Origin of the sequence: Candidiatus Paracoxiella cheracis (assembly GCF_049348705.1) — a bacterium.
Taxonomy (GTDB): domain Bacteria; phylum Pseudomonadota; class Gammaproteobacteria; order Coxiellales; family Coxiellaceae; genus Paracoxiella; species Paracoxiella cheracis.
This window is the reverse complement of record NZ_CP186485.1, coordinates 2,170,243-2,188,003: the sequence shown is the minus strand read 5'-3', so window position 1 is coordinate 2,188,003 and position 17,761 is coordinate 2,170,243. Positions and strand designations below refer to the sequence as shown.

At 42.0% G+C, this 17,761-nt stretch carries 15 protein-coding genes and 2 pseudogenes; 7 read left to right on the top strand and 10 right to left on the bottom strand.

The window, feature by feature from the left end; all coding sequences use genetic code 11:
- Positions 1-26 precede the first annotated feature (26 nt).
- Both ACJMKR_RS11515 and ACJMKR_RS11510 read right to left on the bottom strand, forming a co-directional pair.
- Positions 27-1,145: pseudogene (locus ACJMKR_RS11515) on the bottom strand (IS481 family transposase).
- Positions 1,146-1,302: 157 nt separating this feature from the next.
- The gene (locus ACJMKR_RS11510) at positions 1,303-1,425 is read right to left on the bottom strand and encodes a hypothetical protein (protein WP_423064251.1); all 123 of its coding nucleotides are present in this window, start codon (positions 1,423-1,425) and stop codon (positions 1,303-1,305) included.
- 155 nt (positions 1,426-1,580) lie between these two features.
- Between ACJMKR_RS11510 and ACJMKR_RS11505 the strand changes: the two genes are divergently transcribed.
- Positions 1,581-2,474 (top strand): IS982 family transposase, encoded by an 894-nt coding sequence (locus ACJMKR_RS11505; protein WP_423062298.1) that lies wholly within the window; start codon positions 1,581-1,583, stop codon positions 2,472-2,474.
- Positions 2,475-2,881: 407 nt separating this feature from the next.
- On the opposite strand, the gene ubiB is transcribed toward ACJMKR_RS11505, so the two are convergent.
- From ubiB to ubiE, 3 genes are read right to left on the bottom strand one after another with little or no spacing between them, the layout of a single operon-like run.
- On the bottom strand, positions 2,882-4,534 hold the full coding sequence (gene ubiB / locus ACJMKR_RS11500) for a ubiquinone biosynthesis regulatory protein kinase UbiB (protein ID WP_423063179.1): 1,653 nt from the start codon (positions 4,532-4,534) through the stop codon (positions 2,882-2,884).
- Positions 4,531-5,145: a ubiquinone biosynthesis accessory factor UbiJ gene (locus tag ACJMKR_RS11495; protein ID WP_423063178.1), complete on the bottom strand. Its 615-nt coding sequence runs from the start codon at positions 5,143-5,145 to the stop codon at positions 4,531-4,533. Before ACJMKR_RS11495 ends, ubiB begins: the two co-directional genes overlap by 4 nt.
- Entirely contained in the window at positions 5,145-5,900 is a 756-nt protein-coding gene (gene ubiE / locus ACJMKR_RS11490) for a bifunctional demethylmenaquinone methyltransferase/2-methoxy-6-polyprenyl-1,4-benzoquinol methylase UbiE (RefSeq protein ID WP_423063177.1), read from the bottom strand. The genes ACJMKR_RS11495 and ubiE overlap by 1 nt, the downstream gene beginning before the upstream one ends.
- A gap of 71 nt (positions 5,901-5,971) precedes the next feature.
- On the opposite strand from ubiE, the gene ACJMKR_RS11485 reads away from it, so the two are divergent.
- The 6 genes and pseudogenes from ACJMKR_RS11485 to ACJMKR_RS11460 all read left to right on the top strand — a co-directional run bounded on the left by ACJMKR_RS11485 (position 5,972) and on the right by ACJMKR_RS11460 (position 11,749).
- The gene (locus ACJMKR_RS11485; protein WP_423063176.1) at positions 5,972-6,178 is read left to right on the top strand and encodes a hypothetical protein; all 207 of its coding nucleotides are present in this window, start codon (positions 5,972-5,974) and stop codon (positions 6,176-6,178) included.
- A 733-nt stretch (positions 6,179-6,911) separates the two neighbouring features.
- The gene (locus ACJMKR_RS11480) at positions 6,912-7,814 is read left to right on the top strand and encodes a hypothetical protein (RefSeq protein WP_423063175.1); all 903 of its coding nucleotides are present in this window, start codon (positions 6,912-6,914) and stop codon (positions 7,812-7,814) included.
- A gap of 45 nt (positions 7,815-7,859) precedes the next feature.
- Entirely contained in the window at positions 7,860-8,414 is a 555-nt protein-coding gene (locus ACJMKR_RS11475) for an IS1 family transposase (RefSeq protein WP_423063174.1), read from the top strand.
- A gap of 99 nt (positions 8,415-8,513) precedes the next feature.
- Positions 8,514-10,052 (top strand): transposase, encoded by a 1,539-nt coding sequence (locus tag ACJMKR_RS11470; RefSeq protein WP_423062352.1) that lies wholly within the window; start codon positions 8,514-8,516, stop codon positions 10,050-10,052.
- Between the two features lie 71 nt (positions 10,053-10,123).
- A pseudogene (locus tag ACJMKR_RS11465) lies at positions 10,124-10,339 on the top strand (IS1 family transposase); the annotation flags it as partial.
- A 528-nt stretch (positions 10,340-10,867) separates the two neighbouring features.
- Positions 10,868-11,749 carry a hypothetical protein gene (locus tag ACJMKR_RS11460; RefSeq protein WP_423063173.1) on the top strand — a complete coding sequence of 294 codons (882 nt, stop codon included), beginning with the start codon at positions 10,868-10,870 and terminating at the stop codon, positions 11,747-11,749.
- 15 nt (positions 11,750-11,764) lie between these two features.
- Here ACJMKR_RS11460 and hslU read toward each other — a convergent pair whose 3' ends face one another.
- The 5 genes from hslU to argS all read right to left on the bottom strand — a co-directional run bounded on the left by hslU (position 11,765) and on the right by argS (position 17,735).
- Positions 11,765-13,102 carry an ATP-dependent protease ATPase subunit HslU gene (hslU, locus tag ACJMKR_RS11455; protein ID WP_423063172.1) on the bottom strand — a complete coding sequence of 446 codons (1,338 nt, stop codon included), beginning with the start codon at positions 13,100-13,102 and terminating at the stop codon, positions 11,765-11,767.
- Positions 13,103-13,155: 53 nt separating this feature from the next.
- Entirely contained in the window at positions 13,156-13,701 is a 546-nt protein-coding gene (gene hslV / locus ACJMKR_RS11450; protein ID WP_423063171.1) for an ATP-dependent protease subunit HslV, read from the bottom strand.
- A gap of 266 nt (positions 13,702-13,967) precedes the next feature.
- Positions 13,968-14,528, bottom strand: coding sequence for an SPOR domain-containing protein (locus ACJMKR_RS11445; protein WP_423063170.1), 561 nt, complete (start codon positions 14,526-14,528; stop codon positions 13,968-13,970).
- 26 nt (positions 14,529-14,554) lie between these two features.
- Entirely contained in the window at positions 14,555-15,964 is a 1,410-nt protein-coding gene (locus tag ACJMKR_RS11440; protein WP_423063169.1) for a DUF945 family protein, read from the bottom strand.
- A gap of 10 nt (positions 15,965-15,974) precedes the next feature.
- Positions 15,975-17,735: an arginine--tRNA ligase gene (argS, locus tag ACJMKR_RS11435; RefSeq protein ID WP_423063168.1), complete on the bottom strand. Its 1,761-nt coding sequence runs from the start codon at positions 17,733-17,735 to the stop codon at positions 15,975-15,977.
- Positions 17,736-17,761 lie beyond the last annotated feature (26 nt).

The window sequence follows — 17,761 nt, the reverse complement described above, 5'->3', positions numbered from 1 at the left end:
TTTCTGTCCGATAAATCGGATTCTAATTACTCCTCTACCAGTTGCGTGTCGTGATTACTGTGCGCCTTATTCAATTCATCTGCCGACACGCTTGGAATAGTTTTACATAGTTTATCTAATTCTTTTTCTTGTGCCAAATGCTTTGCATCAAGAAAAGTTTGCATGGGTGTTTTTCCATAACAACGCTCGCCGGAATGGGGCCTGACCTCATTATATGTTTTGATCCACGCATCAACGTCTTGTTGTAATTCTTCTAGGGAACGATATATTTTTTTTCGAAAAGCAACATCATAAAATTCTTGTTTAATCGTTTTATGAAAACGTTCACAAATACCATTGGTCTGCGGAGAACGTGCGCGTGTTTTCGAATGGTCAATGTCTTCAACTGCTAAATAAAGTTGATAGGCGTGGTTCTCAATTTTTCCACAATATTCCGTCCCGCGATCCGTGAGCATACGCAGCAATCGGATACCTTGCTCATTAAACCATGGCAATACACGTTCATTTAATAAATGAGCTGCCGTCATCGCTGTTTTCTCCGTGTATAACTTCGCAAAAGCGATTCTGCTATAGGTATCGACAAAAGTCTGCTCATAAATACGGCCAACGCCCTTCATCGTGCCAACATAATACGTATCCTGAGAACCTAAATAACCTGGGTGTTCTGTTTCAATCTCGCCGTGCGCTTCTTTTTCTCGTTTTGATTTTTCTAATGCTTGTCATTGTTCTTCCGTTAATAACATACCGTCTTGCGCCGATTTCGCTTCAAGCGCTTTTAGTCGCTTCTTAAAAGTCTCTAGATCATTACGTAGCCACACCGAACGAACTCCGCTGCTCGATACGATAATGCCTCGCGCCAGTAATTCATTGGCCGCACGTGCCTGACCTAACGCTGGGTTTTCAATAGCCAAAGCAATTACCCCTTCTTCTACATGTAGCGGCACTCTATTTTTTTCATTCGGTTTCTTCTTACTCATATCATGGAGTGCTTCTTCGCCACCATTTTCATAAAGTGTTTTGAAACGGTAAAAACTGTCGCGTGAATAACCCATAACCTTACAGGCTTGTGAAACATTTCCCAATTGTTTAGACAGCTCTAGTAAACCTAATTTGGGTTTGATAATCTTTTCGGATACACTGGTCATAATGACACTCCTCGTGTTGGTTGTTTAAGGTTGGTCAATTAAATTTTACTCTAACTGACCAGGAGTGTCAGATCAAGTCTGAAGGTTTACAAATAAAGCCTGTCGGCAATTTATGGAAGATCAAAGGGATGGAAGAAACGCGTAATTTTCCTCAATCCTATTCGTGTTTTGAATGTCTTGTTGCCACGTGCATGGCAACTAAATGAGCAATCCAGACGGTTAAATAAATCTGGCCAAGCGCTGCCTCCATCCAGGAAAGCGTTCTGGCATATCCTTCGATCGGAACGATATCGCCATAGCCGATGGTAGTTAAAGTAACATAACCTGAGTTCTGTATAAGAAAAGGAATAAGTGAATGAAATAATTGAAAAAAAGACCGGAACCGCTAAAATTTAGCTCCAAAATTACAGCTAAATAATGTAACAGGAGTTAATCATGTTGGCACCGGTCACGGAGATTTTTTGTGATATGGATGATTTTTGCAAGGATTATTTGAAAGGTCAATCAAAGTATTTGCTACCGAACCCAGACAGAAAACGAGATCGAGCGATGCAAATGAGCTTGTCTGAAATTGGCACCATCATTGTGTTGTTTCAAATGAGTCACTATCGCACATTTAAGGATTTTTATTGTGGATGTGTTTTACAAGACATGAAGAAGTATTTTCCTACGGCGCTGAGTTACACACGTTTTGTCGCCTGCCAATCAGCAGCGCTAATGATGCTCGCCGCCTATTTGCTTTCGAGAAAGGGCAAACACACGGGATTGTATTATATTGACTCAACTACACTACGCGTATGCCACAATAAACGAATTTATCGAAACAAGGTTTTCAAAGGCATTGCTAAACGCAGTAAAAGCACAATGGGCTGGGTTTACGGCTTTAAACTACATATTGTGATTAATCATCAAGGGGAATTAATCCGTTTTTGTTTAACGAAAGGGAACGTGGATGATCGCGCTGTTGTTAGAAAATTAATGGCTAATTTAAAGGGGTTGGGCGCTGGCGATAAAGGGTATCTTGGAAAAGATCTTGCGGACGATTTGGCAAAACACGATTTAAAATTTGTGACAAAAGTCCGTAAAAATATGAAGAACAAAATGCTTTCTGCATTTGAAAAGTTTTTCCTAAAACAACGTGGCATCGTAGAAACGATTATCGATCAGTTGAAAAACTTGTATCATGTTGAGCATTCGCGTCATCGTAGTCCGATTAATTTTTTAGTCAATACCCTTGCAGCGCTAATTGCCTATTCTTGGCGACCAAACAAACCAGGAATAAAAACCAACAATATAAAGAATAATTTATACGCAGTTATCCAGAACTGAGGTTATTAATACGTAGCCGGAAATGGCGCCGAGAATTGTGTTAAGTGTAATGGTCTTATCTTTAATGACTGATGATAGCACTGTTATCGTGATCACAAAAAAGAAAAGTGCTGCGATTGCTGTTTCAATTATCGTTATAATCTTAATGGGTTTATAAATAAGGCCCCACCAGACTCCCATGAAGACGAGAAGCCCGAGTAAAACAGCCGGGATGATTAACCATTTATTGTGTGTGATGACAAGAATGCTGAACAGTAAAATGATGGTAAAGAATATACCAAAAAAGAAGCTCGCGATTTTGGTGCCAATGAGCGGGTTTAGTAGAAAAAAGATGAATAGGGCGAGCAGCAATAAAAAGAATTTATTTTTGATTACGTTTGTTGTCGATTCCATTCGATACATGCCCGCTATTCGCTGTGTTGTGGTTGAGTCCATCCAATAATCAATAATATCACGCCTAAGCTAAATGCACTCCACTGCCAAGGCGATGAAGCTGCGATAGGTGTTGTCGCCACAAAAAAGCTGACAACGGCGGATACTAAAAAAGCAAAACCGGTGCCAATAATAAAACTCTTTTTATTAGTATGTTTCTTTGATTTCTTGGGTGTGTGTTGTGTGTATTTCTGCTGGCGGTGTTGCAGATTGATTTCGTGAAGCACGTCGAACACCAGTCTTGGCGATTTCAACATGGCTTCTGCAGCGTCGGGGAAATCTTTGATGGCAATTTCAGCGAGGTGGCGAAGTCCTTTTTGTTTATAAACCCAACGCTCAAGAATGGGTTTCGCCGTCGCCCATAAATCCAACTCAGGATAAAGTTGCCGGCCTAAGCCTTCAATACTCAATAAAGTTTTTTGTAGCAGTAATAGCTGTGGTTGTATTTCCATGTTAAATCGGTCAGCCGTTTGGAATAAACGCAGTAATAACTGACCGAATGAAATGTCTTTTAAGGGTTTTTGAAAAATGGGTTCACAGACAGTCCGAATCGCGGATTCAAACTGATCGACGCGTGTATCAGCGGGAATCCAGCCCGACTCTACGTGTAAAACGGCAACCTGACGATAATCTCGCTTGAAAAAAGCAAGCAAGTTTTCTGCAATGTAACGCTGATCAGAAGGACTTAAAGATCCCATGATGCCAAAGTCAACGCCCAGATACACAGGATTTTCAGGATCGTTAAGATCCACAAATAAGTTGCCGGGATGCATATCGGCATGGAAAAAACTGTCTCGCAACACTTGTGTGAAAAATATTTCAACGCCGTGTTCTGCCAATTTTTTTAAGTTTGTGTTGGCTGCCTTTAACGTTTTAACGTCTGAAATTCTGACACCATGAATGCGCTCCATGACCATGACGTTGCGCTGTGCATAATCCCAATAAATTTTAGGGACGTACATTTTGTCGGAGTCTTCAAAATTACGACGCAGTTGCGATGCGTTGGCAGCTTCACGTAATAAATCGAGTTCGTCATAAATGGTGTGCTCAAATTCAGCGACAATTTCAACGGGTTTTAAACGTTGTCCGTGCCGCCAAAAACGCTTGGCTAATTTTGCTCCCAAATACATTAGTCCGATATCACGGCGAATGATTTTATTGATGTTGGGTCGTAACACTTTCACGATGATTTGGCTGCCATCGTGTAGTGTTGCCGCATGCACTTGAGCAATAGAGGCAGATGCTAAAGGTTTTTTGTCAAAGCTTGCAAAACATTCGTCGATCGGTTTGCGGTAGGCCGCTTCGATCATTTTTACTGCATCCTCGCCGGGAAAGGGGGGTACTTGATCTTGCAGCTTTGCTAATTCTTCTGCGATGTCATCGGGTAATACGTCGCGACGCGTTGACAATAATTGTCCGAATTTAACAAAAATCGGACCTAATTCTTCCAGCAGCAATCGCATGGACTCGCCGCGTGGTCTGGATTTTTTAGACCAACTCCACGGATTGAAGTAGCTTAGCCAACGTAGCAATGAGGAATGTTTTCCAATGACAGGGCGATTCAAGCCGTGTCGTATTAACACCGTGTTAATTTGCATTAATCGTAGCAGTTGTATGGGCCGAATCATGTGTTGAGGTTCCTTTTCGCCAGTAATCGATGTAACCGTGCTTCGGCTCTATCCACGTCGTTTTGTAAGGTATGCACATCTTGAATGAATTTTTCGACTTGTGATGGCGTGGGTACTTGTTTGGATTCCCGCTGTAAATATTCTTTAATATTTATGCGAAACGTATCGGTGACATGACGGCCTATTTCAAGTGTTTTGCTGATTCCCAAGCCGACTTTGTGTGCGACCACGTCGCCCATAATTTTTGAAAGGTGTTCTTCCCAGTCGATGTCTACACTCGATAAGATCTCACGAATGGATTCACCTAGTTCGGTGTCACCGTTGATGTCGACCGAATTTTTAAATAGGGCTTCATTCTTGCCCTTGGCACAGCCGGCATTGAATAATCCAAACAAAGTTCCAGAAATCGTAGTATCAATTGTGCCGCTGTATTTATCGTTGAGCTTGATACCGTGTGATTGCGGCAGGACAAAAAAATGAATATTCCAATCAGTGATTTTTATTGCGATGGCTTTACCTTTCAACTTGGAAATTTTCGCTATGGTTTCCTGATCTAAATTAAGATAGGCATTGATTGCTTTTTCTAAACCAGTTAGGGCAAATGCGATCATTAGTATTTATATCCTTTGTGTAACGCCACAATGCCGCCGGTTAGATTGCGATAATCGCAATCTTCAAAGCCTGCATTTTCCATCATGTGTTTTAATGTGTCTTGATCGGGATGCATGCGAATGGATTCGGCTAGATAACGATAGCTTTCTTCATCGTTGGCTACTCGTTTGCCAAGCCAAGGTAAAATATTAAATGAATACCGATCGTAAATTGTTTTCAGTGCTGGGAGAGTGGGGTGCGAAAATTCTAATACAATGGCGCAGCCGCCTGGTTTTAATACGCGACACATCGAGGCCAACGCTTGATTTTTGTCGGTGACATTTCTTAAGCCAAATCCAATAATAATTCGGTCAAAATAGTTGTCGTCAAAAGGTAATGCTTCTGCATTCGCTTGTATAAATTCAACGTTTCGAACGATGCCGCGATCGATCAGTCGGTCGCGTCCTGTTTGTAACATGGCGTTGTTGATGTCCGCTAAAATAATTTTGCCGGTATCGCCAACCATCGGGCTCATTCGCGCTGCGAGATCGCCGGTGCCACCGGCAAGGTCGAGAATGCGCTGCCCAGGACGGATGTGGCAAAAATTAACGGCGAACTGTTTCCAAGCACGATGAATGCCCAAGGACATGAAGTCGTTCATGAGGTCGTATTTGTTAGCAACTGAGGTAAAAACGCTCGCGACTTTCTGAGTCTTTTCTTGAAGAGGAACCCGTTGATAACCAAAATCAGTGAATTTATCTGATGAATCTGTCATATAGGTATGATAGCTTGGCTGTAGGAAGTTATCTATAATAGAGATGAGAATAGTAATCCAGGGACGGTGTCATGAAAGTTAAGCTATTGATTATAATCATTTTATTGATGGCGTTTGCTGATGCCGTCATTGCAGATCCTACCATTAATTATTTTCATTTTAATAATCAGTCGAAACAAACGATTTATGTTTGGGTCGTTCAAGCCGTGAATGTCAGCGGACCGAATTCCGCTAAGCCCCCTTATCCGCTAAGCCCCCTTACTTGGCACTTGCGATAGCGCCGCAGACAAGTAATGTGAAGCTCGGTTATGAGATAGATACATGGAATGATGACACGATTTTAACGATTGCTTTTTGCAAGATAAGAGCACGTTCTTGTATTAACAGTAATGGCGAGTATTCGAGCATCACTATTGTCCCGGCCTCCGAAACAAAATGGAAAGTGAAACCAGCGACATCGTGGTCGGGGATGCTGCTTCCAGAGCCCCCGGTGTGGGATAATGTGTCGGGTCATGATGGTTTATCGTGGAATCGTAATTCAGATTTTCCGATTGAGATTCATTTTTTCCAAGGTCGACAGTCAAAGCGGTAATAGTGGGTGGACTGACAATTCCGAGAATTTATACACTTATGCCCACTGTATAGTTCATTAATTAAATAACATGCCTCACAGAGTAAAATTTTATAGAACCCAAACAATAAACGCGCATCAATATTTATACAAATAACTCCTAACGTTTAGTATTTTTTTCATTAAAGCATAATGTTTTTTGGAACATGTTGTTGGCTGCCTAAATCTGAGATTTCAGATTTTGTTCAAGGATCTGTTTCGGACAGGTAAAAACACTCACTTGCATGGAAGGCAGTTCAAGGGATGATACTAAAACAGAGTTGTTAGATTTTTCTGACAATTTGAGCGATTTCAATGAATTAAAAATCGAGCACTCTGGCATCTGTTTCAAATATTGAGACGAGTCTGGGTGTTATATTGGCTAATAAGAGGGATACTGTATGCCGTCAGGTTGGATAAAAAATAATCTTGATCCAAAATTAAATGAGCAAGCATTTGAATTTTGCCCCTTAAAAAAAGAACTGAGTGTAGATCAAATCAAAAAAGAATTGCCTGATGATTGGCTGGACCAACTTTGCAGGCAGTTGCTCATGTTGGATATTCATAAACAAGAAAAAATAAAAACTGTAAACGTAGCTAAAAAACATTTTGAACGCCATTTTGATAAAAAGTTATATGCTAACGTCTCTGACTTAACTGAGCAGCTTCAGTTGGCCTTTTGGTATTCTACTCATTCAGACAGCTTGCTTTTGCCTGAGGTTAAGCAGAGGTTGGTACTTAGCATTAATGAAGGGCTGAAGGAATGCTCAGAGGGTTTGCATAATAGGTTAAATTCTGAATTATTAACTCTTGGTGAAATGGAAAATTTAAAGCAACTACTGACATTAGTTAGGACTAAAAAGGTCAGTGCGGCATTTGCTTCTCTGCTCAATGATCATGGAGGGGTGCATACTTATAATTCATTTTCTAAAATTGCGAGAGATCTTGGTTTTGGTGTATCAATGATTAACCCAAAGGATAGATATTTCGGTTTTCTGGAGTTTGAGTCAGTTAGAAATCATTTGACTAAATTTTTTAAAACTGAGTACAGGGCCTTTAATTTACCTAACCTTCTTTTTGATGAACTAAAGAATATATTTATAAAATTAGGTTATGATGGTGAAAAAGGAAAAGGATATTCTGCGGATGTTTATCTTAAAATAGAAAAACAATTGAAGTCTCTCATGCCAGTCTTGGCAAATGGAATAAAAAATCCATTTTTTAGTTGGCCTGCTGATTTTTCCAGCACGGGCACATCCTTGTTTGCTACTATTTTTGGTAGTGCCTCATTTTTGTTGATGTGATATATTTTGGTATTTCAGAAAATCATTAGGATAAGGATTGCATGAATGGCAAGAATCAATGTTGCTTGCCCCTGCTGCTGTTTACATGAGGTTGTAAAATTTGGCGTCAGCAGTACAGGAAAGCAAAGGTTTCAATGTAAAAATAATGCTTGTGAGAAAAATACATTTCTTCTAGATTACACACATAATGCTCGTGCCCCTGGTGTTAAAGATAAAATAGTTGATATGGCAATGAATGGTAGTGGCGTCAGAGATACTGCACGCGTTTTACGTATTAGCATTAACACTGTTATTGGTGAATTAAAAAAAAGGGGTGAAGGTTTAGAGAGCGTCAATACACGACTTTTAAAGGAAAAAGAATCACTTGGTGCGTCTGTTACTGTTAATGTTGTACAAGTTGAAGAAGCGGAGCTGGATGAAATGTGGAGTTTTGTTCGAAATAAACAGAATCAACGTTGGCTCTGGCATGCGATTGATCACCATACACATGAGGTGTTAGCTTATCATTTTGGTCCAAGAAAAGATTCAGCATTTAAAGCACTGAAAGAAAAACTGAGCTCATTTGATATCAACTTTTACTATACATTGGACTTTGGATAAATTTATAAAAATAATTAAAAATTGCTTGACATAGAAACCGAAAAAAAATTTTACGTTGTAAACAACGTTTGTTCGAAAAAATAAAATAAGGAACAAACGATGTTAGCGACAGAAAAACTAAAACAATTCCGTACATTCCTCTACAACATCTTCCCCGCGCGACGCGATGCCAATATGAATTTACTCGATGCCCTTTCAAGCCATGGCCATCGCTGCAAAACACCCATAGAATTATGTGAATCGCCATACTTTGAACGTGAATACAGTAGTATTACCGATGCGATTAGCGATGGTTTGTCGGTAGCAAATTGTTGGGATAGCATGATGAAAATACAATATGAACATGTGAGTCATAGCGATGACCGTGTGATCATTATTGCGGATACGACACCACAGTCGCGTCAAAGTGCACACTGTGTTGAAGATCGCCATGTGGTTTACAGCCCTAATCCAGCACCGGGTAACAAACCGATTACCATTGGACATGAATATTCAACGGTATCACTATTGCCCAATGATGGTGCAGCTCAAGAAAAGCATTGGTTAGTTCCACTGGATACGAGGCGCGTTAAAAGCGATGAAAAAGGCAATGTAGTTGGGATGCAGCAAATTAACCGTTGTATTGCAGACTTAGCGCTTACTCATAAATTGGTGGTTAGCGTGGCTGATTCAAAATATGGTACAGAAGCTTGCCGTAAACTGGTTAGCGAAAATCCCAATTGGGTACATCTTTTCCGTTTTAACAGTACCCGTAATGTTTTCGCGCCCGCATCAATAGAAGATAATACCTCAGGAAGTATAAAACGCTATGGTGATGCGATGAAACTAAACGACAGCACGACTCACCGTGAATCCGATGAGATTGTGCAGCAACCCATTACAACCCGCAGTGGCAAAACTTACCAATTGGAGATTAAAATATGGCGTGACCAATTACTGCGTGGTTCAAAGCAATTTAAAGGATATGAGCATCCTGTTACTGTTGTGCAATTGGTTGCGGTTGATGCTAACGGTAAATCTTTATATAAAAATCCACTCTGGTTAGGACTCGCTGGTGAACGACGTAATGAAATCACAGCATTAGAAGCGTATCACTATTACGATAGACGCTATGACATTGAACACTACTTTCGTTTTGGTAAAGACAAACTGTTATTTGACCGATACCAAACACCGGATGTTAAGCACGAAGAAGATTGGTGGCGGATGACAGCATTAGCGTATACGCAACTTTATCTAGCGAGGAATCTTGCCCCGATTTTACCGAAAAAATGGGAGCGGTATTTGCCGAGCTTCCAAGTGGATAACGAAAAACCATCAATAACTGCGACCCCTTCACAAACGCAACGGGGTTTTTCTACGGTGCTTGATACCGTTGGCACGCCTGCTAATCTCTGCAAACCACGCGGTAATCCGCAAGGCAGAACCAAAGGTGATACGCAGGGGAAACGCACGCGACATCCTGCTATTTTCAAAAATAGCAACTCAAAAATTAAAACGATTCAGAGGACTGAAGAAAAGACGCAAAACTCAGACCCTGAAAAAATAGAGGATTTGATTGGGATAGTAAAATCATGGTTGGATAAAATAAATTTTACACCTGAGCAATTCTACGAATTGCTGCAAAAAACAGCTTAAGATTTAGAAACTCACATTTTTTGATTATTGTCCTAACTGGCAAGGGATTTTATTTATCCAAAGTCCAATATACAGATGATTGGGGTGCTTATGAAAGACACCTGCCTCAATCAAAACATTTGGTGGGAAAGCAAAATACCCAAGCGATTGAACGAAAGCATCTCACGTTGCGCACACGAATAAAGCGATTAGCGAGAAAGACGATTTGCTTTTCTAAACTGGATAAATTGCACGACATTGTCATCGGATTATTTATCAATAGGCACGAGTTTGGGAGGGTTATTTAGATGCCATCAACAAAAATGAGGCACCACCCTATTTTTATCATAGACGAAGATAATGATAATGTCTTAGATATTAATGTAGAGAATATAAAAAAACTTATTTTGGAGCAACTTATTGAAGACGGGTTGGTTGATTCAGAGAGTTGCAGGGCATTTACTGTCCCTCGAGGTTATTCACAAAATGACCATCAATTACTATTAACATCAATAATTGATGATGCACAGTATTATTCTCTTGCTGGCCCTGGTAAGCACGAAATCACCAAAAAACACAGTATGGATCTTATTAAAAAGAGTCTTGCTAGTGAAGGCGATTTTTCGATGCGCGCCATGGAGAGCGAAGCGAAGGCGCGTATTCCGCGGTAGGCTCGGATTTTTTGCCGAGCGTAAGCGACTGCAAAAAATCTTTACGAGCCGTCAAGTCATTTGAGAGCCCGTGCGTAGTCGAGCCGTGAGGTCGCGGAGCGCGGGCGACGAGGACGTCCGCGGCTATTTAAGTTGTCGCGTATTGCGAGTCGATTATTGACAGGGATGGCAATAATCTATCACGAGCATCGCGACACGCTTGTGATAGATCTTAAAAATTTCGATTTTTCCGGACAGTTGTTCTCAGATTTCTGTGGGTTTTTAAAAAGTGAGAGTAGCGCACTCATTAATTGTATAGAGTGCGAGTTGAAAAAAATCGTTGAAGGTAATGAGGTCTTTAGTAGCAGATACTTAGCAAGTAATGTAATAGGTTGGTTTTGGGTTGTACGGAATCTTTTACAAGCATCACTGCAAGAGACATTCATACAGGCATTGTTCGTTAAAGATAAGAATAACCAGTCGGGCTGGGCGATGCTGGCGCGGTATGCACCTCAGTGTTTCAATACAGCACTGGAATTTGTGTGTACGGAGGAGCAAAGAGAGCGCGTGGTGTTTGCGTTGTGTGAGAAAGACCAGGAGGGCTCGACGGGCTGGGCGATGATGATGCGTTCTTCAGCAGCAGATCTCGAAAAAATTTATCAATGGCCGTGTGTAGGCGGATATATTAAACTTTTGCTCTATGCTAACGCGATGACGCACAGTAATTTTTCGAAAATACAAGAAAGTGAATTGTTACGCGACGCGTTGGATGTTATTTCTAGTTATGTGTATAGCCCTGGCACAGGCGTCCTATCGGCTTTGCGACATGCTGGAGGTAAATTAGAGTCAAAGCAGTGTATTGCCGAGCTTATGAGTCTAGATCTAACGCGAGAAGATATACATATCAGGATCAGCGGCATACTGTCGCAATGGGCACGTAATTCAAGGAATCATAACTCTTCCCGATCTTCGTTTTTAAGAAGTTCAGATATACCGAAAAACATCAGTGAAGGTGATACCGATGAAGCGACCTGTGATCTCAGTAATTATGGCGGACCTGGGCGTTAATTCACGTAAATCCTGCTAGAGAATATAGCGACTCAGATCTTCGTCTTTCGCGAGTTTCTCTAATTGCTTGTTTACGTAAGCGGCGTCAATCTTAATGGACTCGCCCGGTTTATCTGTTGCTTCAAAAGAAATATTTTCAAGCAAGCGTTCCATAATCGTGTGCAAGCGTCGTGCGCCAATATTTTCCGAACGATCATTAACTTGGTACGCAATTTCTGCTAAACGTTTAATACCGTCTTTTTCGAATGTTAATCCAAAATTTTCAGTTTTCATCAACGCAGTATACTGTTCAGTTAGTGAAGCCTCGGGTTCCGTTAAAATACGAATGAAGTCATCCGCGGTTAATGCTTTTAATTCCACACGAATCGGAAAGCGACCTTGTAATTCAGGCACTAAATCGGATGGTTTTGCGATGTGAAAAGCACCTGAGGCGATGAATAAAATATGATCGGTTTTGATCATGCCGTATTTTGTGAATACCGTGCTGCCTTCAACCAAAGGCAGTAAATCGCGTTGCACACCTTCACGCGAAACATCGGCACCGGAAACACCTTCGCGCTTAACAATTTTATCGATTTCATCGAGGAACACGATGCCGTTTTGTTCGACAGCTTGTAGCGCATGCATCTTAATTTCGTCTTCGTTGACTAATTTTGCTGCTTCTTCTTCTTGCAATTGTCTGAGTGCGGCTTTGACTTTCATGCGTCGGGGTTTTGTGCGTTTGCTTGACATGCTTTCGACCATGCTTTGTAGCTGCCCAACCATTTCTTCCATGCCAGGTGGGCCCATAATTTCAAAGTTTGCACCGGCTGCAATTTCAATTTCGATTTCTTTATCGTCAAGTTCACCGTCGTGAAGTTTTTTACGGAATAATTGTCGTGTTGCAGACTCTTGCGGTTCTTCTTTTTCTTGAGTGGGTTCGCCGGCAAAGGCACCGCGTGCAGGAGGCACTAAAGCGTCTAACACACGTTCTTCAGCAGCTTCCATTGCTTGTGTTTTTACCTTTTGCATCGCTGTTTCGCGAGTCATTTTAACGGCGATGTCAACGAGATCACGAATAATCGATTCAACGTCACGACCCACATAGCCAACTTCTGTAAATTTAGTCGCTTCAATTTTAACAAAGGGTGCACCGGCTAAATTTGATAACCGACGCGCAATTTCAGTTTTACCAACGCCAGTTGGTCCGATCATTAAAATGTTTTTGGGTGTAATTTCTCGGCGCAATTCTTCGGGTAATTGCATGCGTCGCCAGCGATTTCGAAGTGCAATCGCAACAGCTCGTTTTGCATCATCTTGCCCAATAATAAATTTATCGAGTTCTGCAACAATTTCTCGTGGAGTCATTGTCATGTCGGTGTTATTTGCAATGGGTAAACTTTTTTTCTGTGCTTCTGCCATAGTGTTTATGTCTCGCTATCCAGTTCTTCAATGGTGAATTCGTGATTGGTGTACACACAGATGTCGGCGGCAATGGTGAGGCCTTGCTCAACTATTTTGTGTGCACTTAATTTAGTGTTGTTGAGCAATGCCTTTGCAGCGGCTTGTGCATAGGGGCCACCGGATCCAATAGCCATTAGACTGTGTTCGGGTTGGATGACATCGCCTAAGCCATTGATAATAAGAGAGGCTTTTCGATCGGCAACAGTTAACAACGCTTCGAGTCGACGAAGAATTTTATCGGTTCGCCAATCTTTGGCTAACTCCACGGCAGCGCGCATTAAGTTACCGGAGTGCTGCTCAAGCTTTCCCTCGAATCGCTCGAACAACGTGAAGGCATCTGCCGTGCCACCGGCAAAACCGGCAATGACTTTGTCGTTGTAGAGGCGACGCACTTTGCGAGCATTACCCTTCATGATGGTGCTTCCCATGGAAACCTGGCCATCACCGCCGATCACGACTTTGCCGTTGCGCCTGACCGATAGTATCGTTGTTCCGCGAAATTGTTCCAATAGTTTCTCCCCGTTTGAATTGGGTTGGTCACATTAGTTCCTATTTTGGGGCTGGGGTAGTAGATTTCAAGCCCTTAGGGCACCTCTAAAAATCGATTTCAATTGCTTGGCTCGCGAGCTTGGGGTTACTGTTTTTCGGGAATCGCCATCTCTGGCTAGCTAAGCACTTCCATTGTACATACGCCCGAAAAACAGTAACCCTAGACTCTCTGCCGCAATTGAAAATGCTATTTGATTAACTAAAAATAGATTTCCAGAGGTGCTCTTTAGCTTTTTTGAAGCAAAATACTATCGATGTGGTGCTGTTGTAGCGTGGTTTGGGCCTTTTCGGCTTCGCGCAACGAGTTGTAAGGGCCAGTGATCACCCGATTCCAGACCTCGCCATTCTTCGATTGAAAGGTGGTTATCCGTGCCAGATATCCGAGAGAGAATAGTTTATCTTTGAATTGCTTGGCTTGCTTTAAGCTTTGTAAGGACGCGACCTGTAACATATAGTGGCCTTTAGCTTCCTGGGGTGAGATTTGTATGGGTGTGCTGGTGGTGCTTCGTACCTGCACCTGCATTTTGGGAAGAATCGTATAAAAATCAAATTCCGATTGTTTCGTTTGTTTAGTGTCTGCTGGTGGTGTTAAAACTTTAGGTTTTGCGGATTTGGAAGATTGGGTAGGAAGCAGCAGTTTTTTCTTGTGAATTATTTTTTGATACCTCACATAATACATCACAGTGGGGATTACGAGGGCGATTGCGATCACACTTATTGCAATGACAATGGGCATGCGCCGCCGTTTTTTTTGCGGTGGCGGTCGTTTGGCGTAATCGCGAACCATGAAGTAATCCCTTTATGACGCTGTAGCTATTGTTGTGGCGCTGGTGTCGTCCCTGTGGATGGTTGTTGCTGTGTCGGTGTTTGCGCCGGCGCTTGGTATGAGGGAGGTAATCCATTAATGAGTAGCTGGCCATTTTTGAAAGTCACATCGATTTTTACATTTTGTCCATCTTGAATTAATTTTTTATTATCGATCCACATTTGAATTTGTTGTTGTGCAGTTTTTTCAGGCGATAAGGTTTTGCTGCCTGTGTTATCAGTGTTGCCGCGATATAAATTCACTACAAATTGTTTTAACCAAGTTAATGGCATTTGCATGTGCAGCTCGCCCGTGGCATTTTGTAATAATAAAAGGGCGCTCGGTGCCCCTGACTGTTTTGGCAATATTAATTGTGCAGTTGCATTCACGATGCCTTCAGGTGTGCCAAAGGTAAGGTAATGTAATTTTGCAGTGAACCCTTTACTCACTAATTGGGCGAACGGTATGTAAAGTGTTTTGATCTGCAGCATATCCGATTGTGTTGATTGGCTCAGTTGCATTGCGGCACTAAGGAGGTTCATGAGTGATTGCGCATCAACATCGACGATTGAAAGCTTTAGATCAAAAGGTTTTAAATCAACCCCGTCACCAACGATGCTGTCCGCATGTGCCTTGAAAATATTGGCGCTCGTGCCATTGGTTTGTGACTGTTTGGCAGCTAGGGTGACCTGTGATAAAACAAAAGGCTCTTTTTGTGCTATAAAAAAAGTGGCTTTATCGGCAGAGATGCTGCGATCACCATACCAAAGTAAGTTAAGGCGTTTCAGTTGGGAGCTTGAATTTAAATTTATGATTTCGAATTTTTGTTTATAGGCTTGTGGAGAGGCGACCTCGCTTTCTTTTTCAGTTATGGTGAGTGAGCCGATAGAGGTTTTTCTTGTTAATTGCTGTGTGCTTGGCGCGTAAATAATATGGGAATTAAGGTTGTTGATAACGACTTGTCCTTGGCTGTTCGCAATCGTAATGCTTTTGGCGAAAAATGAGTTATCAATCGCGTTGCTGAAATGAATAATTGTTTGAGCGTTAAATTTAAAATTGGCTGCATCGCTTGTACTTTGAACCAACGCTTTTGCCCATAAAAATTTCTGGGCGCCAAAGATCCATGGGCCATTTTTGATGCGTTGTCGCACTGTAAATTGAATGGGGGCGCTGTTTGTGGTGGCGTTAAATCGCGGCCAGTGTGGTTTTATCGTTACTTGTAGAGTGGCTTTGGAAGTAAACCATCCGCGATCGAATTGTACAACCTTCAACGCGATGCCAGGCGCTTTATTAACTTTATCTAGAAGTTGTTGATAGTGACTTTTAACCCAAAATCCCATGCTTAAAGGTAGAATGAGAAATATAATGACAGCAGCGATGACAATAATACCGATAATAAAACCAAACAATTTGCGCACGTATTTTCTCCTACATTTCTTCTGGTGCGGATACGCCTAATAATGTTAAGCCATTGACGATGATTTGTTTGGTGGCAGCGATTAGGCATAATCGCGCATTTCGTAGTTTGTCTTCTTCTACTAGAAACTTCTCTGCATTGTAATACGTATGGAAATAATTAGCGAGTTCTTGTAGGTAATGTGCGAGTAAATGCGGTTCATATTGCGTTGCGGCTTTTTTAATAATATCCGGGTAACGCCCGAGACTTGTCAGCAGATCTTTTTCGTAGTTATTTGATAGTAATGTTAAATTGCTAAGACCCTGCGCTTTGTCCCATTGATGATTGCTTGCGGCTAATTGTCGCCAAACACTACAAATACGTGCATGCGCATATTGGATGTAATAGACTGGATTTTCAGAAGATTTTGATTTTGCTAATTCCAAATCAAAATCCAGGTGTTGTTCGGGCTTGCGCATCACGTAGAAAAATCGTGCGGCGTCGTTGCCCACTTCGCGGCGTAATTCACGCAAGGTCACGAACTCGCCTGAACGCGTGGACATCTGAACTTTTTGTTTGCCGCGATATAAAATGGCAAATTGGACCAACAAAACACGCAGTTTTTCAGGGTCTTCGCCTAAGGCTTTTAAAAAGGTGCGCACGCGCGCGATGTAACCGTGATGATCGGCACCGAATACATCGATGACATGATCATAGCCTTGCTGAAATTTATAAAAGTGATAGGCGACATCGGATGCAAAATAAGTGGGGTGTCCATTTTTGCGGATTAACACCCGGTCTTTTTCGTCGCCTAATTCACTGGCGCGAAACCATTGTGCACCTTCTTTTTCATACACATAGCCGTGTTCAGCTAATAATTGTATTCCAGCCTGAATGAGACCTTTTTTGACGAGATTACTTTCGGGGAACCAGTCGTTGTAAGTGATGCCGAATTCTTCAAGGTCTTCTTTTATGTCATCTAAAATATTATCTAAGGCAGCATGAAAGACAGTTTCAAAATTTTCTTCACCTAACAATTTCTTCGCGACATCAACAAAAGCATCGACGTAAGTTTCTTTGTCTGTTTCAGGATTAATGTCTTTTGGCATTAAGTCGTCGATCGATTGTTGCGAATGGCGAAAACGATCTGCGTGGCGTTCAATTAATTCTTTTGCAATATCAATAATATATTGCCCTTGGTATGCGTTGGGGGGCAACTTAACGGCCTCGCCTTGTGCTTGTAAATAACGTACCCAAACGCTCAGCGCTAAAATTCGCATCTGCCGGCCAGCATCGTTTACATAATATTCACGGTGAACGTCATAACCCACGGCTGCAAGTAAGTTGGAGACGCAAGCGCCATAGGCAGCACCGCGGCCATGGCCAACGTGCAGTGGTCCGGTAGGATTGGCCGAGACGAATTCAATGTGTACGCGCTTGTTTTTCCCGAGGTCTGATTGCCCGAAGTCGTTGCCGGCTTCTAAAATGTTGGGCACAATTTGCTTAAGGCTTTGTTCGGCGATGAAAAAATTAATAAAGCCGGGGTCGGCAATTTCCACATCGGTGACAAATTCAGACTCAGGTAGCCGCGCAATAATTTTTTCAGCGAGCAGGCGCGGATTGACGCCGGCGGGCTTAGCGAGCATCAGCGCAAGATTTGTCGCGAAATCACCGTGTTTGGGGTCGCGTGCTGGTGTTACTTGAATGGGTGTTTTCAAGTCAGCATTGAGCGTGCCATCGGCCTTGAGTTTATCGACCGCTTCTTTGAGTAAGGATTCAATATGGTTTTTCATAGGGGACTAAGTTTACCACGTCAGTT